Source organism: Terriglobales bacterium, from assembly GCA_035487355.1.
Classification (GTDB): domain Bacteria; phylum Acidobacteriota; class Terriglobia; order Terriglobales; family Acidobacteriaceae; genus QIAW01.
The window spans coordinates 1-24,817 of sequence record DATHMF010000034.1 but is presented as its reverse complement, the minus strand read 5'-3'; the positions used below and the strand labels follow the sequence as shown (position 1 = coordinate 24,817).

Sequence of the window (24,817 nt, the reverse complement as noted above, 5' to 3'; positions counted from 1 at the left end):
GGGATTTATTTCCGCATAGGAATTTGACGCTGCTGGCCGCGAATGGTACCGTCACCAATTCCGCAAGTTAGTTTTCGAGTACATGGACGCTCAGACAATAAAGCCGGAAGCCGCGACCTCAGGAGACGATTCATCACTCCGGGGCACCCTTCGCCACCGCCTGGAGTACGCGCCGGTTTGGCTGCTGCTACATACCTTGGCTCTCTTACCGCGTCCTGTGGCGCGCTTTGCCGGCATGAGTCTGGGTTGCACTGTGTGGCTACTGTTCGGACGCCTGCGCCGGGTGGGAATGCGGAACCAGCAGATGGCCTTCCCGGAAAAAAGTAAACGCGAGCACCGCAAAGTTGTGCGCCGATTATTTCTGCACCTGGGCCGCCAGCTTGCGGAATTTTGCAAATTTCCCCAGTACACCCCGGCCAACGTCTCCGACGTCATTATTTATGACGGTGTCGAAAATTTTGAGGCTGCGCGGGCACGCGGCAAAGGCGTGCTCTTCCTGACCGCGCACTTGGGCGGCTGGGAGCTCTCTTCTTTCATGCATTCCTTGCACGGACACGCTATGTACATTGTGGCCCGTGGCCTGGATAACCCTTATGTAGACCGACTGGTCAAACGTTATCGCACCCTGCACGGCAACAAAGTTTTTGATAAAGATGACTATGCGCGCGGCCTTTTGAAAGCCGTCCGGGAGGGAGAAACCGTAGGAATTCTCATGGATACCAACATGACTCCGCCGCAGGGAATCTTCGCCGAATTTTTTGGCATTCCTGCCTGCACGGCCAGCGGCCTGGCGCGCGTGGCCCTGAGAACAGATGCCGCTGTGCTTCCCGGCTTTGCATTTTGGGATGAGCAGATTCGCAAGTATCGCTTACAGATGGCCCCGGCGCTTGCGCTGATACGCAGCGGAGACGATGAGGCCGACGTGATCGCCAACACCCGGCTTTTCAATCAGACCATTGAAAGCTATGTACGCAGATATCCTGACCAATGGCTGTGGGTGCATCGCCGCTGGAAGACGCGCCCTGCAGGCGAGCCTCCGCTATACTGAGTCGCATCATGTCAATGCTGGTTGAAGAGATCGCAAATAGCATTCAAGCCCGCCTGCTGGGAAAGGGCACAGCGGAGATCAGCGGCGTGGCCAGCCTGGAGTCGGCGGGCGTCACGCACCTCGTATTTGTGGAAAATACTGCCCGCCTCGAGCAGGCCATCGCCAGCTCTGCGGGCGCAATCATCGCCGCAGAATTCGCAGCGAATGCAAAGGCCACAAAACCCATTTTGATTGTTGCCGATCCGCGCCTGGCGTTTGCGCGGGCGGCGAAGCTGTTGCATCATCGGCGGCGCCAGCACCCCGGCGTGCATTCGACCGCTGAAGTTCATCACTCCGCCAAGCTGGGCAAGGCAGTTTCCATAGGGCCGCACGCGGTCCTGGGCGAAGACTGCGTAATCGGAGACCACACCCGCATCGGTCCGGGAAGCTGCATCGGCAACGGAGTTGTCATTGGAGAGGAGTGTTTCATTGACAACAACGTGACCATTTACGCTGGGACGCGCATCGGCAAACGCGCGGCCATCCATGCTGGAGTAGTTTTGGGAAGCGATGGTTTCGGTTATGTCCGCGACCGGGCAACAGGGAAGTATGAACAGTTCCCCCAAATTGGCACGCTTGAGATCGCGGATGATGTGGAAGTTGGTTCCAACACGACCATTGACCGTGGCGCGCTCGATGCCACCATCATTGGCAAAGGAACAAAGATTGATAATCTCGTCCACATCGGACACAACGTAAGGATCGGCGAAAACGTCGTTATCGCAGCGCTCACGGGAATCTCCGGCAGCTCGGTCATCGAAAGCAACGTTGTAGTTGGAGGACAGGTGGGAATCGGCGATCACGTCCGGATAACGGAAGGCGTGATTCTTGGCTCCGGCTCCGGCGTGCTGACCAAAAAAATCGTGCGCGGTAAAGGCGTGGTCTTTTGGGGAAGACCAGCCAAGCCGCTGCGCGAATATCTGAAAGAGCTGGCCGTGCTGGCCCGGCTGGCAAAGAAAAAATAGTTTCTCAAAAAATGAAAGGCTACCCAACAGGTCTGAGCTGCGGAGCCCTCAGAAAACGGGTGAGCTTTTGGTGAGTGCCGTTACGCGCGAACCAAAAGCGAGGGCACAGCGGCCTTGTTTTGGCTGCGGAGCCCTTAGAAAGAAAGACCGGGCGACTCGCTGTCGCGAATCGCCCCAAGAAAGAACCCAGATTTAGAGGTCTGATTTAATTAACGATCAAGGCCGGAGTTGGTGTTGCAGTCGCGACCTGTGCACTGGAGCCGCTTCCTGCCGTGCCCGTCACAGTTACAGCGTAAGTGCCGGGTGGCGTCACCACGTCGGGGCCGACTGGGAAATCTTCTTTCTTTCCGCACCCTTGCAAGGTCATCAAAATCACTAGAACCCCCAGGATTGTTATTACCACTCCTACCAACGGTCTGCGTTTGCTTCGAAGACGTCTTGCCGACAGGACCAACCCGAAAACCCCCGCTCCGCTGAAAGAAAGCATGGCATAGAGATTATTGTTCGAGTGCGGCATAGGCGACTGAGAAGGATCTGCCTTGCTAAAAGGGCCTCCAGAAGGATTGAAGTTGGTGGCCACGCTCATCGTACTGTTCACGGAGGCGCCGTTTCTGGGAAGGACAGTTTTGGTGCTAAAAGAGCAACCAGATGCCGGGGCGCTGCTGGAGCAAGTGAGTGCGACAGGTTCACTGAATCCAGGTCCAGGGGTCACGGTAACTGTATAAGTAACCAGTGTGCCGGCTTTTGTCGTTACAGAAGCCGGAGTTACAGTAATGGTGAAATTAGCAGGACATGTAGTTGGGGTGCAGCCACCACCACCACCGCCGCCACCGTTTCCTATGGCTCCTCCATTCAACAAAATGCTTACGGTACCGTCCGTAAAATTGGCGACGGCTAGATCGGGCTTGCTATCGGCATTAAAATCACCAGTGGCTACCCCAAATGCCCCTTTGCCTGCAGGCTGCGGGATGGGAGCACCAAAAGTTCCAGTGCCGCTGTTGAGCAGAACAACCGCATCATTGGAGGAGTCCGCGATGACCAGATCAACTCCATTCTTGCCGTCGAAGTCGGCCGCGGCAATAGACTCGGGTCCCGTTCCGGCGCCACTCGCACTATCAAATGTGGTATAGCTGACGGCGGCTGCAAAAATCCCGGTTCCAGTTCCACTTCCGTTCCCCAAGAGTATGCTTACGGTGCCTCCCGTACATGCCACAGCGACATCGGGCTTTGAGTCTCCGTTCAGGTCAGCAACCACAAGAGCATCGGGATCCGAGCAGCTCGAAGTCGGACTGGGGTTCACATTAACGCTTATAGGGGCTTGAAAGGTCCCGTTTCCGTTGCCCAGAAGAAGGCTGACCGTGTCATTGGCATTATTGGCAGTGACCAGGTCAAGTTTTCCATCACCATTGAAGTCAGCCACCCCAACAGATGAAGGATTGGTGATAATCGTAGAAGGATTTGTGCTGGTCGTGTAATTAACACCGGGTGTAAAAGCTCCAAGTCCGGCTCCCAGGAAGACGGTGACGTTATTGGTGAAGGAGTCAGCGACAACAATGTCGGGGAATCCGTCTTTATTAAGATCGGCAACAGCAATGCCTTCGGGTCCCGTTCCCGACCCTGCAAAAAGGGGTGGAAGTGGAGTGGTAAAAACGCCGCTACCATTGTTGATCAGAAGGTCGATGGTACCGTCACTATTCGTAACCACCAAATCAAGCCTGCCATTCCCAAGGACGTCTGCGATAGCGACATCGTTGGGACCGATTCCGACCCCGTAATTGACCGGAGCCAGGAAGCTTCCTCCGCCTGTTGCCAGTAGAACTGAGACGCTGTTAGCGCTACCGTTGACGACAACCACGTCGGGCTTTCCGTCTCCATTCAAATCGCCGACGGCTACAAAGCCGGCTCCGGCGCCGGTAATGATGGGCGATCCTGGTGCTGGCGTAAAAGGATTTGCAGCCAGCGCCGGCTCAACCCCTGCTACCAGGCAGAACAGAATGCAAAGCAGCGAAACTACCCCTAAACGTCTGATCATGGACATCGTAAATCTCCTGTCTACTACTTGTGGCCAAAGACGCCTGAACATCACTGGCGCACGCGGTTTACAGGGGCAAAAGCAGCCTCAATCGCCCCCGAAGCTGCCTTACGGACAGCGCAAATCATCTGGAAAAGATTAAAATCCAAACTACGCAAAGGGTCGCTAATCATTAGGCGTCAAGGCAAGAATCAGCGTCAAGGTAATAATGGTTAGGGTAGTTTACTAAGGAAGTTACAGGGTATTTTACCCTGATTCGTATGTAAATCTTATGGCCATTTTGGTAATTGGCGGGCATTCACGGAGTGTGGGCAAGACCAGCGTAGTTGCCGGCCTGATTGCTGCATTACCCGAACGGCAATGGACAGCGGTCAAAATCACGCAGTTTGGGCATGGGATCTGCTCGGTGAACGGCGAATCCTGCGGCTGCGCCACCGATGAACACACCGTAGCCATCAGCGAAGAGCGGGACCGCAGCGGCGGCTCTGATACCTCGCGCTTTCTGCTGGCTGGTGCGCAGCGCTCGCTTTGGGTGCGCACCAAACAGGGGTTCCTGGCGGAAGCCATGCCCAGCCTGCGCAAACGCATCGAAGGTACAAGCAACGTGATCATGGAATCAAACTCGGTCATAAAATTCCTGCGGCCTGATCTTTATTTATCTGTGCTCGATTTTGAGACGGCCGATTTCAAGGCTTCGGCCCGCGAATTTCTCGACCGGGCTGATGCCATCGTGTTGCATCAGTCTGCAACTCCTCCGCAATGGAGCGATGTTTCGCTCAAGCTGCTCCACGGCAAAACCGTTTTCCGCATCACACCTCCTGATTATGTGACTCCAGAGATTGTGGAGTGGGTGCGGCAAAGGATAAGCTGAGTAGAGATTCCCCCAATGGGCCTATTCGAAGCCATTCCGAAGCCGGGCGCGAGCACAGACATCCAGCGTCCTCTGGCCGACCGCATGAGGCCGCGCACGCTCGAGGAGTTCGCCGGGCAGCAGCATATCCTTGCTCCGGGCAAGCCTCTGCGTGTGCAAATTGAGCGCGATGATACCGGCTCAATCATCTTCTGGGGCCCGCCGGGAGTGGGTAAAACCACGCTGGCGCAGATTATTGCCAGCCGCACCCGTGCCGAGTTCGTGCAATTTTCCGCCGTGCTCAGCGGCATTAAGGAAATCAAGCAGGTCATGGCGGATGCCGAAAAAGTACGGCAATACGGCACGCGCACCATCGTATTCGTGGATGAAATTCATCGCTTCAACAAGGCGCAGCAGGATGCATTCTTGCCCCACGTTGAGAAAGGCAACATCCGCCTGATTGGGGCCACCACGGAAAACCCTTCCTTCGAGATTATTGGCGCGTTGCTCTCGCGCTGCCGCGTGTATGTGCTCAAACCGCTCACAGAAGAAGAATTGCTTGGCTTGCTGCGTCGTGCACTCGAAGACGAAGATCGTGGTTTGGGCAAGTTGCAGCTCAAGATTGATGATGAGGTTCTGAAAATTATTGCCGCCTATGCCAGCGGCGATGCACGCAGTGCACTCAATGTCTTGGAAATCGCTGCCGGTACTGTGGCGGGGAACCAGCAACCTGTAATCACCCAGGAAGTTGTCAGGGAAGCACTGCAAAAACGTGTACTGCTGTACGACAAGCAAGGAGAAGAGCACTACAACCTCATCTCAGCCTTGCATAAATCTGTGCGCAACAGCGACGCCGATGCCGCGATCTACTGGGTGGCGCGCATGCTTGAATCCGGAGAAGACCCGCTCTATATTGCGCGTCGCCTGGTTCGCATGGCGGTGGAAGATATCGGACTGGCCGATCCGGAGGCGCTTACACAAACCATTGCCGCGCGCGATGCCATGGATTTTCTGGGTATTCCGGAAGGCAATCTGGCGCTGGCCCAGGCCGCTGCCTATCTCGCTCTCGCTCCCAAATCAAACGCACTGTATAAGGCGTATGGAGCGGTAAGCGAAGACGTAGAGAAAACCGCGGCAGATCCGGTCCCGTTGCACCTGCGCAATGCGCCAACAGGATTGATGAAGGCCATCGGTTACGGCGAAGGATATCAGTACGCCCACGATCTGGAAGGCAAAGTCGCCGATATGCAATGCCTGCCCGATAACCTGCGCGACCGCATCTATTACCAACCTACGTCCGAAGGCCGCGAAAAAGAAATTCAGCAGAGGTTACGGCAAATTCGGCAGGCAAGGGAAGCGCAGAAAAAGCGCGAAGGGTAAAGGGCGGAACTACGAAGTTAGAAGTGCGAAGTAAGAAGTTAGAAGTGAAGAGCTGGCAGCATAGTTTGTCTTTTACCTTAGTACTTCTGACTTCGTAATTCCTACTTCTGACTTACCCGAACCTTGCGTGGTGCTCCTTCAAAATACACCGGTCCATCACCACTAAAATTCCTGCGCGACGGGCTTTTTCGGCAGCCTGGTTGTGGACCACGCCCTCCTGCATCCAGATGGCTGCGACTTTGAGTTGAATGGCCTGATCTACAATCGGTGGAACAAATTCCGGGCGGCGAAAGATATCCACGATATCAATTTTTTCGGGGATATCCACCAGCGAAGGGTAGGCATCTTCGCCCAGCACGTTTGTAATTTCCGGATTCACCGGAATGATCTTATAGCCGTGGCTTTGCATGTAGGCGGCCACGCCGTGGCTGGGCCGCAGCGGGCTGGCAGACAGTCCTACGACAGCGATGTTGCGGGCCGATTTCAGCAGCTTGGCAATGGCATCCTCCGGCACTGCTAGCCGCCTCTCTTGACTTCAGTTTTGTCTTTAAATCTTTTCATCGCCAGCTTACGCAAGGTGTCCGCCACGTTTTTGTTGGAGGAAAGGCTCTTCAGGTCTCCGACCGTCAGATGATTGACCAGCGCCAGGGAGAGGTCAAGTGGGCTGCGTGGATTGTTGACCAGGTTACGAATCACGTTGTAGTTCTTCATGAACTTGTGGCTGCGTGAGATTTCCCGTAAAACCGTGTCCGATACATTTTTCATGTTAGCGAACTGCTCGACCTCGGGTTCGCTAAGCTTGGGAGAGTTCAATACCGCCGAGGAAACCAGTCTGGCCCCGTCGCGGATCAAGATGAAACGCTCTTCCTTGGTTCCCTTCACCGCCAGTTGGATGCGCTCGCGAACCCCCATGCGCGCGATCTTTTGAAAGCTGGTCAGGCGCTCCCGCGATTTGTTCTGTGCATCGCGAATCCTCGTCAGCCGGACAAGATCGCTTTCTTCTTCCCCGCCAGCCGCTGGGGAGAGGTTTTCGCCCTCGCCGGCTTGCGCCGTCGCGGGATCCGCAAGAGCAACCGTTTCTATGCTGTCCTGCTGAGCAGAGGCTCCTGCCGGAGTGGTTTCCGCCACAATTTCAAACTCTGCTGGACCGGCTGCTGCCCCACCTGCCGCTTTTGCTTCAGCCACCACCTCATCGGCGGGAGTCAATGCTTCCAGGTGTTCAAGGTCTTCCAGCTCATCGTCTTGGCCATAAATCTCAAAGGGCGAATTTTCCGCTTCGGCGGCGGCAATTTCATCAGCATGTTCAATTTCGTACTGGGTCTTCTCCTCTGCACCAGCCTCCTGGTAAGCCATGATTTTGGTGGTCTCCTCTCCAAGAGAGCGCAGCGTCTGGTACAACTGCTGTGTTTCTGTCTCTTTGAGATTAGGATTGGGAAGCAGCGCGTGCAGAATGTGGGCGGAACGCTTGACGCGCTGGCTGCGCAGCATGATTTCCATAATTTCACGGGAGGCCTTCGGCGCCATCTCAATGAACACCGACTCGCGGATACTGGAGTTCTCCAGCAGCGCGGGCAGTAGTTTAGGGCGCAGGTTCTCCGGTGAAATCAGGTAGCTCAGTACCTCCCAAGGCGTCGTAGGGTCGGAGGCGGTTGCGATAGACGAAGGTTCATCCCATCCGGCGAGCGTCATTTTGGCCTGCTCGGCAAATACGGGATTACTGGTCAGATAGACGAGGATCTCAATCATTTCCCCGGTCGGCAACGAAAGCGCGCCCCGGGCCGCGGAACGCATCACGCTGGCGGGCACGGCTGACTGCCGGATGAGATCAATCATTTTGGGCATGAAGAGAATCCTCGTGCCAAACCTAAGTGATTTAAGCGAATGATACTACTATAAGGGGAGATTTCAGAATCGTAAGTTGTCTTTATTCAAACCACAAGTTACTTTTGTCCGACCGCAGACCTGCCCAAATACTAGCCTTTTGGTTTGCGCTTCGCCAGCAGGTACCCCCGGATAAACGGCCTCAAATCGCCATCCAGCACCCGGTCCACGTCTCCTACCTCTACTTTCGTGCGATGGTCCTTGACCATACGGTAAGGATGCAGGACGTAAGAGCGAATCTGCGATCCGAAATCAATATCCAGCTTAGCGTCTTCGATCTTCTTGGTTGCGGCCCGCTTCTTTTCCATCTCGAATTCGTACAGCTTTGAGCGCAGCATCTTCATGGCGCGCTCCCGGTTCTTGTGCTGGGAGCGCTCATTCTGGCAACTGGCAACCAGGCCGGTGGGGATGTGGGTGATGCGCACGGCAGAATCCGTAGTGTTGACGTGCTGGCCGCCGCGCCCGCCGGAGCGGTAAGTGTCAGTCCGGATGTCGTCGGGCTTGATGTCGATCTGGATCGAATCGTCAATTTCCGGACTCACAAAGACGCTGGCAAAGGATGTATGCCGCCGCTTGGCCTGATCGAAAGGAGAGATGCGCACCAGCCGGTGCACGCCAATTTCGCTGGTCAGCAGCCCGTAAGCGTACTGGCCGTTGACGGTAAAGGTCGCGGATTTGAGTCCGGCTTCTTCCGCCGGTTGATAATCGTTCAGCTCCGCTTCAAAGCCCTGGCGTTCGGCCCAGCGCAGGTACATGCGCAACAGCATCTCGGCCCAGTCCTGCGATTCGGTGCCGCCGGCGCCGGGGTGAATGGTCACGATGGCGTTGTTCTGGTCGCTTCCGCCTGAGAGCAGCGTCTCAGTCTCAACTTTTTCCACCAGGTCGCGCAGGGAATCGAGTTCGCGGCGGATATCGCCGCTTACATCTTCGCCCTCATGGGCGAGTTCCAGGTAAGCGTCCACATCTCCCTTGCGGCGGGAGAGATCATCGTAGGTCGCAATGGCGCCTTCCAGGCGCTTGCGCTCGCGCATGACCTGCTGTGATTGTTCGGGGTTCGACCACAGGTTGGGGTCTGAAGCTTTCTTTTCTATCTCCTGCAGTTGCTGGCGGAGTCGAGGAGCGTCAAAGATACTCCTGTAGGTCGCGGACTTTGTCGCGCACCGGCGCGTATTCGCGTTCTAGTTCTTCTACCACGTTTTTACTTCCTCCAATTCAATCCTTAACTTTGTCATCCCGAGCGCAGCCGCGTCACGCGGCGGAGTCGAGGGACCTGGGTTCCAGCTTCGGGAAATGCGTCAGCGTGGAACGCCCATGCGCATTCCGAAGGCCACAAAAATTCCCAATAACGAAATTATCGCACACATCCATGCAAACCAATCACCATGACGGGTGTAGAAGGTTTGCGCGGAGATAACACCATATGGTGCCACCAGGCGGGTGCGCTGGTTGCGGGGAGCCCGCGCCACAACCCGCCCGTAAGGATCAATGCTGGCAGTGGTGCCGGTGTTGGTATCACGCAGGATCCAACGATTGTTTTCGATGGCCCGCATCCGCGCCTGATTCAAGTGCTGGCCGGGAGCGCTGTAGTTTCCATACCAGCCGTCATTGGAGATGTTGATGAACACCTCTGCGCCGTTCGCCGCGAATTCGCGGACTTCATCCGGGAAGATGGATTCATAGCAGATAAAAACGCTGAAGCGTTGGTCGCCTGCATTGAACACGGTGCGTATCGTTCCTGGGCGGAATTCCCCCACCTCGCGCGTCAGGTGTTTCGCGAAGAAGAAGAAAGATTTATAAGGAACGTATTCCCCAAACGGGACCAGATGGATCTTGTCATAGTGGCCAACCAGCGCACCACTCGGGCCTATCACAACGGCGCGGTTGGTGACCTCAGGTGTTGCCGAGTCTATGCCCGGAACGACTCCCACATCTCCGGCCAACACATAGGCATTTTGTGCACGGGCCAGCGAACTGAGCGAGATGCGAAAGCTATCGTCGTTGTCAAAGAAAGGAGCAGGAGACTCCGGCCAGACAATCAACTTGGTCTTTTCCCCACTTGAATCTGCGGGTATGGCGCTCAACTGTTTGAGTTCAGTCAAAAGTTGGTTGAACGATTCCATGGTCCATGATTCATCCAGGGCGACGTTCGATTGCACCAGCACGGCATGATGGTCCGCAGGCACGGAGCCAGGGGAGACCAGCACGCCCAGTTGCAACATCACGGCCACGGCGATGGCAATCGGCAACAGTTGCCGCCGCTGCCGCGCTGGCGCAAGATAGGCCGCGACGATTCCAGCGTTGACTAAAGCGATCAGGAACGAGATTCCGTAAACGCCTATAACTGTTGCGATGCGGGTGAGTGGAAAGTTATCCACCTGGGCGGTACCCAGCAGGTTCCAGGGGAACCCTTTCAGCACCCAGGTGCGGGCCAACTCCAGCCCGACCCATAAGAACGGAGTGAGCAACAAAGCATTGCGGCGTCCATGCCCACCGATGTTGGGTCGTGCTACTCTGGCCAGCAGCCAGCCGAAGAGCGCATGGTAAAACCCATAAAACAGGCAGAAAAGAATCAGCACACCAACGGCGACCGGTCCATCAAGCCCGCCGTAGTTATGCATCACGTTGTAAATCCAGAAACAACTGCCGGCATACCACACAAAGCCGCTGACATAACCCAGCAGGAACCCCTGCCAGGGTGTGGCTGTGGTCAAGTCGCGGCCCTGGCCATCCAGCATCACTCCACTGGCACGGTTGCTGCCGGAACGGGGCAGCAGGATGGCGAGCAGCAGCGGGGCCAGAGCTATCCAGGAGAGGACATAAAACGAGGGCGAAGGAAAAATCAGCACCTGCAGAATGCCTGAGGTTATGGCCAGCAGCCACTGCCGAAGGGTAAGCGTACGCACGATCTGAGTTTAACAAGGATCGCTAACAACGACCGGCGAGAGTACAACTTTGGAGACCTCATCGGCCTTGAAGTCGCCGACGCCGATGCACAGAAGATTGCGGCCCTCTCAGAAACACAGTAAGCGTGCGGTGACTCTTTCAATTACCCACAAATAACCTAATTGACTAGGTTGGTGCCTGTTGAGGCAGGGGTTCGAGCTTGCGCCGTCTCTTCGCTCTGGGGGCCTAACTTGCCATACGGCGACTTATCGACGACTACGCGGAGCAGTTAAGGGAATTCAGCGTCCTTAGGCGGTTTGTAGAAGATTCCATCCGACGCTTTCGCGGCCCTGTTCTCATCTGTCGAATAGATCGTTCCGTCGTCAAAAATAGTCAGGTTAGTCAGTGCGCGACAAAGACAATGCCGCCGGACAGCCTCAATGCGGAAATGGCTGTTCGCACCGTTTCCGGGATCACCAAAAACAGCGTAGTGAAACTCATATTGCCGCTCTACCAACGGCCTGAGTGGCATTGCTGAGGGAGGCATTTCCGTTGGGTAGACAGCGCGCGAACCCACTACGCTGGCGTGAACTGTTCGCGCAGTCATGTGAAGGTACAAGCCGACGCGGACAACAGGGCCCAGCGTCAGGATGCAACCTGGTGCTATCACCAGAACGCTGAGCGCGGCTATGACAAGAAGGATGCGGCTGCTCCACCTTCGCGCAACGAACACGAAAAGCAGCAATAACCAGGTCCAGATCGTTAACTCCATCAGAAGGATCGTCTTGTTGCCATTCAGATAAAACAGGCACTCGCCAGCGGCACTGATCGCTGCAAACGTGAGAATGCATACTGCCGTAATCGCGATTGCGCGCACCCAACGCCGTCGCAAGAAGCTCGTGATCCGTGAAAAGTTCGGCATTAAAAACTTAAAAACTGAGGCGAGGTTTTGGGGGAAGGGCTTAGGGGAGTATCAACGCACCTATCATACTCCTTCCTACTTCAACCACTGCCGAAGAGTCAGGGTGCGCACGTAATGAGTTTAAAACATCTTTGAAAACACTGGGTCGGGTGACCCCAGGAAATGAGGTTGGTGTAGAATGCATCCCGTCTTCGAACTCAAAACGGTAATTTCGATTCAACGGAACAGTGATGACTTTATCTGTTGTGATAATTTCCAGGTGGCTACCTGACAGCTACATTGAGGTCATTGTTGCGCTGATAGGGTTGGTTTTGGGGCTTGTATTTGGTCTCTCATGGCGAGCTTCCCGGAAGGTGGCCGAACTGGGAAAGGACCCAAGAGTACGAAGTTTCAAATGGGCTTTCGCCGTTTTTATTATCACATTTATTGGCGATTTAAAACGATTGCTGAGCGTAGACCAGATAGACAAGCCTCGACTGCTCTTTTTTTATTGTGTGTTTTTTGTCGGCGCATGGGCGGTCGTGCTGGCTATATCCGCGTCGCAAATCTATTTCCATTGCCGTCAGATCAGAACCCGGCGCCCGCAGGATTATCCTTCTGAACCATTTCACCCGGTCGGAAACTATTTGCGCTACGGGCATCTCTATTATGAAGAAGAATTCAGAGCGGGCCTGGAACGCAAACACGATGACAAACTGGTACAGTTGCGCAACTTCTCTGCCGAGGTGGCACATTCCTTGGCCGCGGTAATTCTCGCAGTAGACCACTACATTCAACAGGGCCGGCCAGGCGAGATTCAGAAATTAGTTGCACAACGCCTCTTAGAGCACATTTGCCTGGTGGTTAAGGCAAATTCCACAGCCAATCCCAAGCCCGCAATCAATGCGAATTACATGCTGGCGGTTCCTTGGAAGAAAGCCACCTTGGAACAAAAGAAGGGCGTGATGTTTGGCAGAGAGGGTCATGAGTATGGGCATCTCTTATTGTTAAAAGAGTATGCTTATCCCGAGGGTCAAGAACACTTCGTTTTGCCAGTTGAGGACCCCGTACTCGATCCTGACTGGGCAGATTGGACCCTGCCCGGGGCGCCGGAGGCCTTCTTGCGAAAGACTGATTTAGTGGTTCAGACGGCCAAGCTCGATTTTGCCGATAAACTGCCCAAACAAATTCGGAAAAGTATGCAGGATTATTTCAGTCATAAGAAGAACTTTCGCAGCTTTGCTTCACTCATTGTCCCAGGCCCGGAAGGCCCGCGCGGTATTATCAATGTGGAATCAAGCGAGGAACATGTTTTCCAGGATGCTCCCGATGAAATCGCAAAGCTTTTGCAGCCCTTTTGTGCTTTGCTTGGTGTACTATTGAATTGATAGGGAGTGTGTTATGACGCAGTTGTTAAATGGTACAAGCGTCTCTGATTTGTTGGAGATATCCAGCGGCAATACAGGGATTTTGGATACTATTACGCAGCAATTCCGCCGCACTGTAGAGGGCCCTCTTAACAGATCGAAGCAGATAGAATTGGACGAAAATAAAGGGAACGGGTAATTTTCCCCCTAATAACTCCTCTCGGCCTTTCCGCCCCTCTAACCCTGCCAGACATCTTTCCAGGCCCCCATGTTTCTTCTGCTGGAATTCCGGTACAATAATTACAGGCAAATCATGCAAATCATGGCGATTGTAATCAAGATTCTTGAAGCTTTATTCGTGATCGGTTTACTCGGCTCCGCGGTGGTGATTCTGTTGAGCGGTGTGGAAGACATCGAAACAGCCCTTGAGCCGGATGAGCCCGTCGCTGACTAAAGAAATATTTATACGGCCTATAAATATTACATATGCCATGCGGGTTTGCCCTGATGGAGAAGTGGCTGTACACTGCTATCTGCCTTTATAAATTGTTTATAAATTCGCCACTTAAAAAAGTGGTCTTGAGATAGCAGAGCCGAATCCCTTCCAATGTCGTCTACCACTGCCACAACCCAGCCCATTTTAAGTTCCAACCGAGTTCGGATTGTGGTCGCCAGCTCAGTGATGCTGACCTTCATCAGTTGGTGGCGGGCAGCAGCTATCGTGCTCAACGACCTGGGCTCTTCTGCCTTTTATGCCGGTGCTACCGCCGAGCAGGCGATAGGCAAGGCTGCACCCTGGTTCATTTTGGGTGTGATGTTGTTCTCTTTTGCGGTGCGCGCGGTCTACGTGGAGAGCTGCTCCATGTTCGTGCGCGGCGGCGTCTACCGCATCGTGAAAGAAGCCCTGGGCGGGACCCTGGCCAAGGTCGGCGTTGCCGCCTTGATGTTCGACTATATCCTGACCGGCCCCATCTCGGGTGTTTCCGCGGGGCAGTACATCTCGGGCTTGCTGAATGAGACCTTTATAGCGCTCGATATCCACGGATTGGTTCCACGTGCGATTCATCATTTATTCAACGGGCCGCCCCATGTCAACGAAAACTTTACGTCGGTTATCGTTGCGATCCTGGTGACCCTGTATTTTTGGTGGGAAAACATCAAGGGCATTGAGGAATCCAGCGACAAGGCCCTGAAGGTGATGAAAATCACCACCGTGATGGTGGTCATACTGCTGGCTTGGGCGATCTTCTCGCTGTTGCGTAATCCCCGGCCGTTGCCGCCATGGCCCACGCCCGGCAATCTTCACTTTACTCCCGAATCGCTGGGGTTCATCAGCGCCAACATACCGCGACTCTTTGGGATCTTTGGAATCATGATGGCTTTTGGCCACTCCGTGCTGGCCATGAGCGGCGAGGAATCATTGGCCCAGGTCTATCGGGAAATTGGCCATCCCAAGCTCAAGAACCTGAAGAAGACTGCGCTGACCATCGCTATTTACAGCTTGTTGTTCACCGGTCTTTCTTCCATGTTTGCCGTCATGCTGGTTCCCGATGAGGTGCGCGCCCGGCCTGAAGCTATTAACAACGTGCTGGGCGTCATGGTGATGTACTTCACCGGTCCGCAGACCATCAAGCTCCTCTTCCGTGCTTTTGTAGTGGTCGTGGGCTTTCTGATGCTGGCGGGGGCCATCAACACTGCCATCGTGGGCTCGAACGGCGTGTTAAACCGCGTTTCCGAAGACGGCGTCCTTACCGATTGGTTCCGCAAGCCGCATCACAAGTACGGCACCAGCCACCGCGTGATCAACATGGTCGTAGGCATGCAACTGCTCACCATTCTGATCAGCCGCGGCGACGTCTATGTGCTGGGCGAAGCCTATGCCTTTGGCGTTATCTGGAGCTTCGTCTTTAACAGCCTGGCCATGCTGGTGCTGCGCTTCAAATACAAGGGTGAACGCGGATGGAAGGTGCCACCCAACATCACCATTCGCGGGGTTGAAATCCCTATCGGCCTGGCTTCCGTGCACATGGTGCTGCTGACCGTGGCCATCGTCAATCTGTTTACCAAGTCCGTTGCTACCAAGGCCGGCGTTGCGTTCACCTTCGCCTTCTTCATCCTGTTTGCTTTTTCCGAGCGCGTTAACAAACGCAAGTTCGCCAACGTTGAAAAGAAGATGAAGGAGCACTTCCAGCTCCTGCACCACGAAACCGTCGAACGCGAAACCGCCGATGTGCGCCCCGGCAACATTCTGGTGACGGTGCGCGATTACAACACGCTCGACCAGCTCCGCTGGGTGCTCTCACAGGTTGATACCAAGGGGACCGACGTGGTGGTGCTGGCGGCCCGCCTTACTGGACCCGGAAGCGCGGAATATGACCTCTCCATGGACCAGATTTTCAGCGACTACGAGCAGACCTTGTTTACCCGCGCGGTTTCCATCGCTGAAAGTTTCGGCAAAACCATTTCTCTGGTCGTGGTCCCGGCCCGCGATGTATGGTCGGCAATCGTGCAGACGGCAAACTCGCTGGAATCTTCCACGATTGTTGCCGGCCTCTCCACCAAGATGACCGCCCAGCAGCAGGCCTTCAATCTAGGCCGCGCCTGGGAGGCCATGCCCGAACCCAAGCGCCAGGTGATCTTCCAGGTCGTCAAACCCGATCAGGAAGTGGAAACCTTCCGCCTGGGACCGCACCTGCCCGACATGAAGTCCGAAGACGTGGCCCTGGTGCATCGCATGTGGCTGTGGGCGACTCGCGACAAGGGGATTGACCCCCACAAACTGCATCACTGCGATATCGTCACGGTCGCCCTAGCCCGCCTGGCGCACGATATGGCCAGCGACCCGGATGAGATCCTGAAATCGTTGAACGACAGCAGCGACCACTCCGCCGGACATCCGCCAGGATGCCCGTAAAGTTTCCACTGACGATTGAGGACTGATTCCTGAGGACTGTTCTCACTTCCAGCTCAGCTTGATTCGTTGCCGAAACAAGACCCGCACATACGGACCATGATTGGCGTCTGAGCGCACATAGTAAACATAAGGATTATCGGTAATGGTTCCGTAATTGGGATCTTTTGAGTTGGGGTCAACCAGCGAGAAATAACCATAGGTCCAGTTCCCCTTGGGTTCTTTGGCGAGGAGCTGGCTCTGGGCGATGACCATGGTGGGCTTGCTCCAGTTCACCATATCGGTTGAGGTTGAAAGATAAAATCCAGGCGGGCCATAGGCATCGTTCCAGGGATCAAAGAGCACGGCGACGAAGCGATGCGCGGCCTCGTGGTAGTAGACCCCGTTCACGTAGTACATATACGGAACCGGCTTGAAGATATGCTCTTCCGGATGGGCCACCGGCCCCCGGTACGGATCAACGAAGACGACGTCGAAATCTTTGCCATCCCAGCCGCGCCAGGAAGATGGATCAAGAATATTCGTCGTACGAATCGGCGCTCCGCCAAATTGCACCAGGCACGTATTGGGAACTTGATTCGGGTTGCACGTCGGCGGCCAGGGCCAATCCGTTGTCATGGCAAAGTACCACTCGCCGACCTTGATGATGTTGGTGTCAACGCTGTAACCTTCCGGCCCGCGATTGACCTCGTACTTGTACGGCAGCCCAAGAACGAAGTTTTCCGGCGCCTTGGGTGAGGTGAAGTGGTAGCCCCCATCTTCCGACAGGAAAAAGGTATCAACGTTGTACCAGCAGGCGCTGGTGTCCTGGGAGGTGGAGCACATGCGATGCTCCCAGCCGTGATACTCCATGTGGGCCAGGGCAACGACCTTTCTGCCATCGAGGGTGTAGAACGCATCTAGCCAACTGTAATCGTTGAAATGCGCCGGATCGGGGTCGTGCGGCGAACGAAAAGTCACCTGGCAGGTGTGCTTCACGCTCTCCAGCGTAGCTCCGAGGTTCTGCCGCATCACCGAGTGCGAAGCCACCAGGTGGATCGTGCCTTTGTAGTCGCGGAAGGCGCGCGCCTGTTCGTCGGGAATGTCAATCTGCTCGCAGGAATCCCGGGCTGTATCGAAAACCGCAACCCGCGGCCCTACGAGCACGCCCGTCAACGTACGCCCCACCGGAGCCTGTGGCTCAGCCGCCCACACTTGCAATTGCCCTGCCGGGATAGAGACAGCTAGAAATATGATCCAGAGAATAAAAACAAATGACTGTCTTAACGAATTTTTCACACGGTCACCCTGTTGTAAGAACCCGCCAGCGTTTTATTTGTTTCGCAAAGTGATATCACGCTGATATCACACTCTTGATTTGTGGGAAATTGTGGGTCATCCTTGAGTTGGGAAGTGTACCCAGCATTCAAGAATGCGGGCTTAGGGGTGCAGCCTGATTTCGGCTGCGAGCCCTAAAAAAAGCCTTCTGGTCTTTGAAAATTTGCGATAACAGTAGGCATTCGCCAGTTCTGTTTACTCTTCAGATTGGGAAGAAAGGGAGGTCTGGTTTATAGCAAAGTAAATATCTGACCACTTCCTGCTGGTACCCCCCGGTCTCTCCGTATGTCATTGAATTGTAATGACTTCATATCAATGGAGACTATTTGAGCAAATGGGATAGGGGGCCATCAGCGACGAACAGCCATATATTACTAGAAAGGTAACAGACTCATCAGGAGCTAGAGCGACACCGGGGGCTGATTCTTACGGCCCGATGTATGATGAATGCCTCCCTCTCAAAGAAAATGGAAAACCATATGCGTTGCGTGCGAGCGACTGCCTATTGCAGGATTGTCGTATTCGTCTTCAGCTCGGTCCTGTTTTTGCAGGGACAACAAGGCCCGGTGCGGATTGAGGTAACACCTGCGAACTCTTCTATCGCGCCAGCGGCCACTCAGCAATTCGACGCCTTTCGCCTCGATCTCGGCGCGCTCAACAAAACTGGCGGACGCACCAAGATTACGGGCCTGGCGACTTGGATCTCCGACAACCTGGGTGTCGCGACTGTGAATCCGTCTTCCGGTCTGGTAACTGCTGTTCGCGGGGGCGCATGCCGAATTATCGCTGCCAGCGGACCTTTTCGTGGCTCCGCGCTGCTTCATGTCACGGGACCGTCTTGTGGCGATGGCATCCGGCAGACGCCACCCGAGCAGTGCGACGATGGGAACAATGCGAATCTTGATGGCTGCAGTTCCACCTGCAAGTTCGAGCAGAACCAGCGGGTCAATTCTTTGCAGATGCAGGTAGGCGCGACGACCGACGCATTTTGTATGGCCAACGCATTAGGCGGGGCAATCGTTGGTTCTCTCGCCAAAAACGGATTGCAAAACGCTATCAACACCGACGTCGGAAATGGCTCGATCTCTTTGTTGTTTGTCATGCTGGGCATCGCCGACTTGAGCGGCACCACTGAGCCGAATTTCAATATGGGAGTCGTCACTGGCGCGCCTACCACCGTCAGCGGTTACAACGGAGCCAGTGATCTCGACTGGTGGTACAACCCCGATCCTGGGGCAATTGATAGCAACCGGATCCCTGCGAACCGGCTCTCTACCAGCATCTCGGGTAACGCACTCTTGACCACCCCTGGAAGCATTACGCTGCCCTTCGTTGGAGCCAACCTCAGTCTGTCAAATGCAAAAATTAAAGCCATGACAAGCGGTTTCTCCACGCCAACAGCTTCCGCGGGTTCGCCGCCGGGACATTTGTCTTCGGAGCACCTTGATCCGGCGTTGATGAGTTATCCCTCCATGGGAACAGGCGAGCTGTGTGGCGGAGTCAGCGCTGCATCACTCGCGGCCACGCCTGCGCCTGCGCTCGCGGCCAATTGCACTACACCCTACGGTATTAACAACTCGCTGCTCGACGTGCTCGTGGGTGGATGCAGCGCCCCCATAGTCGGAACAGAAATCACCGCTACACAACCGGACACCTTTGACCCCAATGCTCCAGCGGCAGGAGCAGGATCACCTTATACTTTGGCGGAGAATGCCAGTCACCAGGTCAGTACCTGCAAGGACAAATTAAATAACGCTGTACCTTTGGCTGCTTGTCTGAATGCCGCCGCTTATTCCAGCTTCTTCAAGTTCACCACCGATCGCGTCATTATCAAATAAGCTTTTAGAATTGGCGTATCCGCGCGGGACCGGAGCTGAAGCCCATTTGTTTTACATCTCAACGCAGGCCTGAAGGCCCGCTCGTCCACGGTAGTGGGATACAGTAATTGTCGGGATCAACAGACCCGTGAAGGGCGTTCTTTTTTGGGAACTTAAACGCGAAACCGGCAGCGAATTATTTTCTACTTTTCCAGCAGAATTTCCTGTTGCTCAACCGTGGCCGGCTCTGCCCGTCTCACCTGCCAACCTTTGACAATCACATACAGCACCGGGATGAACAGCAGGTTGAGCAGAGTGGAAACCAGCATGCCGCCGAAGACAGTGGTTCCCACGGACTGGCGGCCGATCTTGCCGGCGCCCCTGGCGAACACCAGCGGCAGCACGCCGAGAATGAAGGCGAAAGAAGTCATCAGGATGGGCCGCAGCCGTATGCGAGCCGCTTCAATCGCGGCCTCAGATACGCTCAGACCGCGCTCGCGCAACTGCTCGGCAAATTCGACGATAAGAATTGCGTTCTTGCTGGAGAGCGCAATCAGCATCACCAATCCCACCTGGCAATACACGTCGTTCTGCAGGCCCGCGATCTTCTGCGCGCCCAGGGCGCCCAGCAGCGCCATGGGAACGGCGAGTATCACGATGAAGGGTAAAGAGAAACTTTCGTATTGCGCCGCCAGCGTGAGATAGACAACCAGCAATCCCAAACCGAACAGCAGGGCCGCCTGGCTTCCCGATTCTATTTCTTCCAGCGAGAGTCCGGTCCATGCATAAGAGACTCCGCGGGGCAGGGTTTCCTGGGCCAGCCTTTCCATGGCTGCAATGGCGTCGCCGGAGCTGCGCCCCGGCGCGGCGGAGCCGTCAATTTCCGCCGAGCGGAACAGGTTGTAATGCGAGACCACCGGCGGCGTCGTGGACTGGCTGATCGTGACCAGGTTCTCCAGCGGGATCATCGCACCCGTGTCGGAGCGCACGTAGAACCGCTGGATGTCTTGCGGCTGCGAGCGGAATTTCTGATCGGCCTGCACGTAGACGCGATACGAGCGGTTATTGAAGTCGAAGTCATTCACATATTGCGACCCCAGGAAAATCTGGAGGGTAGAGGCAATCTGTTGCAGGGGCACCTGCAGGCTCTTGGCCTTTTCGCGGTCAATGGTGACCACGAACTGCGGATCATTGGCGGTAAAGAAGGTATTCAATCCAACCACCTGCCCGCTGGCGTTGCCTTTGCTTTTGAATTCATCGACGATCCTGGAAAATTCTTCGTAGGTGTGGCCGCCCTGGTCTTGCAGCACCATTTGAAAACCGCCAAAGTTTCCCAATCCCGAAACCGCCGGGGGAGAGAAGGGAACGACAATTGCGCCCGGAATCCCGAAGAGCGGGCCGCGTATGCTGTTAATCACGGTATCGGCGGAGTGGGCGTCGCCTTTGCGTTCGCTGATCGGCCGCAACGTCGCAAAAACCATACCGCGGTTCGGTGCGCTTCCACCGAAGCTGAAACCGCTGACCGCAAAAACTCCGGTGATGTCAGGGTTTTTGCTGAGAACGGTTTCCACCTGGGCGGCGATCTTTCCGGTGTAATCGAGTGAAGCGCCCTGCGGGGCCAGGATCACGTTCATGAACCATCCCTGATCTTCCTGCGGTACAAAGCCATGGGGCACCGATTTGTAAACCAGGTAAGCCGCACCCAATCCCACGACGAAAATCAGCACCACCAGCGCGCGCACGCGAAACAGACCATGCAATGTCCGTTGATACCTGGCGGTGCCTTTCTCTACGATGCGGTTGAAAACGGCAAAGAACCCGCCATGGACGGTTTCACCGCCTCCCAGCAGGATGGCCGAAAGTGCCGGGCTGAGGGTCAGCGCATTGAAGGCTGAGATAGCGACAGAAAATGCGATGGTGAGCGCGAACTGCCGGAAAAGAATTCCCGTCGTTCCCGGAAAGAAAGCCACGGGCACGAACACGGCCACCAGCACCAGCGATGTGGCCACCACGGCGCTGGCTACTTCTTTCATGGCCACCGAAGCTGCCTTGTGGCCGTCATGAATGCCCTCAGAGACGTGGCGCTGCACGTTTTCAATGACCACAATGGCGTCATCTACCACGAGACCCGTGGCCAGCGTGATGCCGAACAGAGTCAGCGTGTTGATGGAAAAGCCCAGCAGCTTGACGAAAATAAATGTTCCGATCAGAGAGACGGGAATGGTGACCGCCGGAATCAGCGTCGTGCGCCAATCCTGCAGGAAGATAAAAATCACCAGAATCACCAGCGCGATCGCCTCGGAGAGCGTAAACAGGACATCCTTAATGGATTCAGATACGACCTGTGTGGTATCAAACGCAATCTGGTATTTGAGTCCCGGAGGGAAACTTTTTGACAGCCGCTCCAACTCCGCCTTGGCGGCGCGGTCCACTTCGAGGGCATTGGCATCGGTAAGTTGCGTGAGGCCAAGACCGACGGCATGGTATCCGTTGAACTCCAGGTTGCCGCCGTAGTTTTCCGCGCCCAGTTCGGCCCGGCCGACATCTTTGAGCTTGACCAGCGACCCATCTTCGCCGGCCTTGAGGATAATGTTTTCAAACTCGTCCGGTGTTGAGAGCCGCCCCACGGCGCGCACGCTGATCTGGTAGCTCTGGCCTGTGGGAGAAGGCGGCTCGCCGAGCTGTCCTGCGGCCACCTGAATGTTCTGTTCGCGCAACGCAGTCACCACATCCGAGGCCGTCAGTTTGCGATTGGCCATGCGCCCGGGGTCGAGCCACAGGCGCATGGAATACTTGCGTTCTCCGAAGATGATGACGTCGCTCACGCCTTTGATGCGCTTCAACGCATCTTTCAGATACACGTCAACATAGTTGCTGATGAAGAGGCTGTCATAGCGATTGTCATCGGAATAGAAGCCGGCCGCGAAAACGAAGCCCGAGCCGCTCTTGCTGATGCTGATGCCGGTGGAATTTACCTCCAAGGGCAGCCGGCCCTGCACGTTGGCCACGCGATTCTGAACATCAACGGCCGCGATGTCAACGTCGCGGCCAATGTCGAATATGGCGCTGACATTGCTGGAACCGTCGTTGCCGCTGCTGGAGGTGATGTACTTCATCCCTTTGACGCCGTTGATTTGTTGCTCCAGCGGCGTGGTGACCGAAGCTTCCACCACCTGCGCACTTGCGCCGGTGTAGCCGCTATTGACGCTGACCTGCGGCGGTGCCAAATTGGGAAACTGTGCGACAGGCAGAGTAGGAATAGCGACGGCGCCTGCCAGAATGATCAACAGCGCGCATACCGTGGCGAAGATAGGTCGTTGGATAAAAAAATCAACGAACATAAGTCACCGGTTTCTGTTAAAGCAAGCCCCGCGAGGGGCGATATATATAGTTACCCAGCGCTGGGTTGCAGCAACATCTAAATCCTAATCCCGCTTTTGTCATCCTGACCGGAGCCGCGCTTCGCGGCGGGACCTAGGTTTTTTCAGCCCGTTCAATCCTGCTGCCGCTTAATTCCAATTCCCCACACTCCAATGACACAAGCGTACTAACTTTTGGGCGCGACCGGAACCCCATCGCCCAGCATTTGCGTGCCGCCGGTGATGATCCGCTCTCCGGGTTTGATTCCGTCCAGCACCACATAATCGTTCCCGATCATTTCGCCGAGCTGCACTTGCCTCTGGTGGGCGACCAGGGGTTTGTTCTGTTCGCTCACGGCAACAAACGCAAACGGCTGCCCATTGATGCGCGAAATCGCCAGGATGGGAATCAGCAAAGCCTGCCGCGTGCCCCAGATGACCCGGGCCCGCACCAACTGCTGGTTGCGCAGAAGGTCTCCCTTGTTGTCCACCAGCGATTTGATCAGGATGGTCTGCATCGCGTCGTTCACCTGCGGCGAAACAAAGGTGACATGGCTTTGCGCAACCGCATTCCCGTCGTTCCCCAGGATCTCAACCAGCCTGCCCAGTCCCACATCATGCGCGTGCTCAACCGGGATATCCACGTAGGCTTCGAGCGCTCCCGGCTGGTCTACGGTTGTGAGCATTGTGGTCATGGTCACGCGGTCGCCCACGTGCACCGGAATATCGCCGACAATTCCACTGGTTGGGGCCATGACCCGGTAGTAGCGCAATTGCTCTCTCTGCTCCTGCACCTGCGATTCCAATGACTTCAATTGCGCCTCGGCGGCATCGTGGGCGGAAACCGCCTCATCCAGGTTTTGCTTGCTGACCACGCCCGCCTCATAGAGCTTGCGCGTGCGCTCCAGTTGTTTCTGCGCGTAAAGAACATTGGCCTCTTGCGCTTTGCGCGCGCCCTCCTGGCTGCCGGTAGTGGCCAGTTGCTTGAGCGGATCAATCTGCATCAGCAGTGTGCCCGTCTGCACCCGCTCGCCCGATTTCACGTAGATTTGCGTAATCTGGCCCTCCACCAGTGGATTGATGCTGGTGGTGTTGCGCGATTTCAGCGTGGCCACATATTCCGAGGAAGTATTCACAGTCGTCGGCTGCGCCACCGTCATGGGCACAGGAATGGCCATACCTCCCTTGGGGTCAGATCCTTCGCCTTTGCTGCAGCCCACGGCCATTGCCAGCAGCCCAATGCTGCCTGCGAGCGCCAGGACCTTATAATGCCGCAGTGCTGAACCCGTCATAAACACGATCACAATATCATTGATTCGAGCATCAGTGGGAACCACGGACGCTCGCGCCCGACCTGGAGGCTTAGACGTTTCGGGACTGGAAAGAGGACGTAAAAATCTTCAAATCACAACCAGCATGAAAGAACTTTCTCGACGGTTGCGCCTTCCACAAGAAATGCGCACAAGAAATGCGTGCATGGTGTGTCGCCCTGGAGATAGAACTGCTTACCTGGCCCGACGTCACTTGCAAGCCCATGTTGAGCATGAGGGTATTCTATATTCAAACTGTAAATAGAAATAGACACAAGGAATGGAAAATGAGTCTTTTTGTTTCGCGGGAGGCCCGATGAGCTCGAAAGAGGCGGCGGCAAAAATCGATCCGCGGCTGTTGAACGGACTGCAACCATCAGGGCCTCTCGATCGCTTCTTTCTTTGCTTCCACGTGCACTCGCTTGATTCCAAACGCCATCAGGCGCGCCGGAACATCGCGCACAATGGGCACGCGGGCGAGCAGCCGCACATACCATGGAATCCGCATAATCTGTTCGCTGCGGCGCACGCCCCTGCCAATCTGTTTTTGCGCCAATGACTGCAATGCCTGGATGAACCGTGTTGGCCACTCCCGCTGGCGCTGCACCTCGGCGAGCTTTCCTGGTTCAACTCTGCCGGCCTTCAACGGCTCCCCAAGCACATTGGCTGCGACTACCGCGTCCTGGATTGCGTAGTTGATGCCCACTCCGCCCACGGGCGACATCACGTGCGCCGCATCGCCGATCAGGAGCAGGCC

At 55.5% G+C, this 24,817-nt stretch carries 17 protein-coding genes and 1 pseudogene; 8 read left to right on the top strand and 10 right to left on the bottom strand.

Going from position 1 to position 24,817, the window contains the following annotated elements; all coding sequences use genetic code 11:
• The first annotated feature begins 82 nt into the window (after positions 1-82).
• Positions 83-1,048, top strand: coding sequence for a lysophospholipid acyltransferase family protein (locus VK738_08205; protein ID HTD22621.1), 966 nt, complete (start codon positions 83-85; stop codon positions 1,046-1,048).
• 8 nt (positions 1,049-1,056) lie between these two features.
• Positions 1,057-2,052 carry a UDP-3-O-(3-hydroxymyristoyl)glucosamine N-acyltransferase gene (gene lpxD / locus VK738_08200; protein HTD22620.1) on the top strand — a complete coding sequence of 332 codons (996 nt, stop codon included), beginning with the start codon at positions 1,057-1,059 and terminating at the stop codon, positions 2,050-2,052.
• Between the two features lie 205 nt (positions 2,053-2,257).
• On the opposite strand, the gene VK738_08195 is transcribed toward lpxD, so the two are convergent.
• The gene (locus tag VK738_08195) at positions 2,258-4,090 is read right to left on the bottom strand and encodes a VCBS repeat-containing protein (GenBank protein ID HTD22619.1); all 1,833 of its coding nucleotides are present in this window, start codon (positions 4,088-4,090) and stop codon (positions 2,258-2,260) included.
• A gap of 265 nt (positions 4,091-4,355) precedes the next feature.
• Here VK738_08195 and VK738_08190 point away from each other — a divergent pair, with 265 nt between their 5' ends.
• Together VK738_08190 and VK738_08185 are read left to right on the top strand one after the other, a co-directional pair.
• Entirely contained in the window at positions 4,356-4,955 is a 600-nt protein-coding gene (locus VK738_08190) for a hypothetical protein (GenBank protein ID HTD22618.1), read from the top strand.
• A gap of 15 nt (positions 4,956-4,970) precedes the next feature.
• Positions 4,971-6,314: a replication-associated recombination protein A gene (locus tag VK738_08185; protein ID HTD22617.1), complete on the top strand. Its 1,344-nt coding sequence runs from the start codon at positions 4,971-4,973 to the stop codon at positions 6,312-6,314.
• Between the two features lie 112 nt (positions 6,315-6,426).
• Here the strand turns inward: VK738_08185 and VK738_08180 are convergent, their stop codons facing one another.
• The 5 genes and pseudogenes from VK738_08180 to VK738_08160 form a co-directional block, all read right to left on the bottom strand.
• The gene (locus tag VK738_08180; GenBank protein HTD22616.1) at positions 6,427-6,828 is read right to left on the bottom strand and encodes a CoA-binding protein; all 402 of its coding nucleotides are present in this window, start codon (positions 6,826-6,828) and stop codon (positions 6,427-6,429) included.
• A 2-nt stretch (positions 6,829-6,830) separates the two neighbouring features.
• Entirely contained in the window at positions 6,831-8,156 is a 1,326-nt protein-coding gene (locus VK738_08175) for a hypothetical protein (GenBank protein ID HTD22615.1), read from the bottom strand.
• A gap of 131 nt (positions 8,157-8,287) precedes the next feature.
• A pseudogene (gene prfB, locus VK738_08170) lies at positions 8,288-9,340 on the bottom strand (peptide chain release factor 2).
• Between the two features lie 150 nt (positions 9,341-9,490).
• A complete protein-coding gene (gene lnt, locus VK738_08165) occupies positions 9,491-11,098 on the bottom strand; it encodes an apolipoprotein N-acyltransferase (GenBank protein HTD22614.1) in 1,608 nt (535 codons plus the stop codon).
• Between the two features lie 269 nt (positions 11,099-11,367).
• Entirely contained in the window at positions 11,368-11,970 is a 603-nt protein-coding gene (locus tag VK738_08160) for a hypothetical protein (protein HTD22613.1), read from the bottom strand.
• A gap of 260 nt (positions 11,971-12,230) precedes the next feature.
• Between VK738_08160 and VK738_08155 the strand changes: the two genes are divergently transcribed.
• The 3 genes from VK738_08155 to VK738_08145 all read left to right on the top strand — a co-directional run bounded on the left by VK738_08155 (position 12,231) and on the right by VK738_08145 (position 16,260).
• Positions 12,231-13,367 (top strand): hypothetical protein, encoded by a 1,137-nt coding sequence (locus VK738_08155; protein HTD22612.1) that lies wholly within the window; start codon positions 12,231-12,233, stop codon positions 13,365-13,367.
• 301 nt (positions 13,368-13,668) lie between these two features.
• Positions 13,669-13,800: a hypothetical protein gene (locus VK738_08150; GenBank protein HTD22611.1), complete on the top strand. Its 132-nt coding sequence runs from the start codon at positions 13,669-13,671 to the stop codon at positions 13,798-13,800.
• A 153-nt stretch (positions 13,801-13,953) separates the two neighbouring features.
• Entirely contained in the window at positions 13,954-16,260 is a 2,307-nt protein-coding gene (locus VK738_08145) for an APC family permease (GenBank protein HTD22610.1), read from the top strand.
• Between the two features lie 42 nt (positions 16,261-16,302).
• Here VK738_08145 and VK738_08140 read toward each other — a convergent pair whose 3' ends face one another.
• Positions 16,303-17,535, bottom strand: coding sequence for a hypothetical protein (locus tag VK738_08140; protein ID HTD22609.1), 1,233 nt, complete (start codon positions 17,533-17,535; stop codon positions 16,303-16,305).
• 518 nt (positions 17,536-18,053) lie between these two features.
• Between VK738_08140 and VK738_08135 the strand changes: the two genes are divergently transcribed.
• Positions 18,054-19,412: a DUF4215 domain-containing protein gene (locus tag VK738_08135; GenBank protein HTD22608.1), complete on the top strand. Its 1,359-nt coding sequence runs from the start codon at positions 18,054-18,056 to the stop codon at positions 19,410-19,412.
• Positions 19,413-19,594: 182 nt separating this feature from the next.
• Here the strand turns inward: VK738_08135 and VK738_08130 are convergent, their stop codons facing one another.
• From VK738_08130 to VK738_08120, 3 genes are all read right to left on the bottom strand, one after another.
• Positions 19,595-22,732 carry a multidrug efflux RND transporter permease subunit gene (locus VK738_08130; protein HTD22607.1) on the bottom strand — a complete coding sequence of 1,046 codons (3,138 nt, stop codon included), beginning with the start codon at positions 22,730-22,732 and terminating at the stop codon, positions 19,595-19,597.
• Positions 22,733-22,938: 206 nt separating this feature from the next.
• A complete protein-coding gene (locus VK738_08125; protein ID HTD22606.1) occupies positions 22,939-24,042 on the bottom strand; it encodes an efflux RND transporter periplasmic adaptor subunit in 1,104 nt (367 codons plus the stop codon).
• Between the two features lie 394 nt (positions 24,043-24,436).
• The coding region (locus VK738_08120) for an FAD-dependent monooxygenase (protein HTD22605.1) at positions 24,437-24,817 on the bottom strand (381 nt) is incomplete at its 5' end.

Excerpts from the sequence above, each read along its gene's own strand:
- VK738_08205 (HTD22621.1), top strand. The coding sequence starts at position 83 with ATGGACGCTCAGACAATAAAGCCGGAAGCCGCGACCTCAGGAGACGAT.
- VK738_08150 (HTD22611.1), top strand. The coding sequence starts at position 13,669 with ATGGCGATTGTAATCAAGATTCTTGAAGCTTTATTCGTGATCGGTTTA.
- VK738_08175 (HTD22615.1), bottom strand. The coding sequence starts at position 8,156 with ATGCCCAAAATGATTGATCTCATCCGGCAGTCAGCCGTGCCCGCCAGC.
- VK738_08145 (HTD22610.1), top strand. The coding sequence starts at position 13,954 with ATGTCGTCTACCACTGCCACAACCCAGCCCATTTTAAGTTCCAACCGA.
- VK738_08130 (HTD22607.1), bottom strand. The coding sequence starts at position 22,732 with ATGTTCGTTGATTTTTTTATCCAACGACCTATCTTCGCCACGGTATGC.
- lpxD (HTD22620.1), top strand. The coding sequence starts at position 1,057 with ATGTCAATGCTGGTTGAAGAGATCGCAAATAGCATTCAAGCCCGCCTG.
- VK738_08185 (HTD22617.1), top strand. The coding sequence starts at position 4,971 with ATGGGCCTATTCGAAGCCATTCCGAAGCCGGGCGCGAGCACAGACATC.
- VK738_08190 (HTD22618.1), top strand. The coding sequence starts at position 4,356 with ATGGCCATTTTGGTAATTGGCGGGCATTCACGGAGTGTGGGCAAGACC.
- VK738_08155 (HTD22612.1), top strand. The coding sequence starts at position 12,231 with ATGACTTTATCTGTTGTGATAATTTCCAGGTGGCTACCTGACAGCTAC.
- VK738_08125 (HTD22606.1), bottom strand. The coding sequence starts at position 24,042 with ATGACGGGTTCAGCACTGCGGCATTATAAGGTCCTGGCGCTCGCAGGC.
- VK738_08195 (HTD22619.1), bottom strand. The coding sequence starts at position 4,090 with ATGTCCATGATCAGACGTTTAGGGGTAGTTTCGCTGCTTTGCATTCTG.
- VK738_08135 (HTD22608.1), top strand. The coding sequence starts at position 18,054 with ATGCGTTGCGTGCGAGCGACTGCCTATTGCAGGATTGTCGTATTCGTC.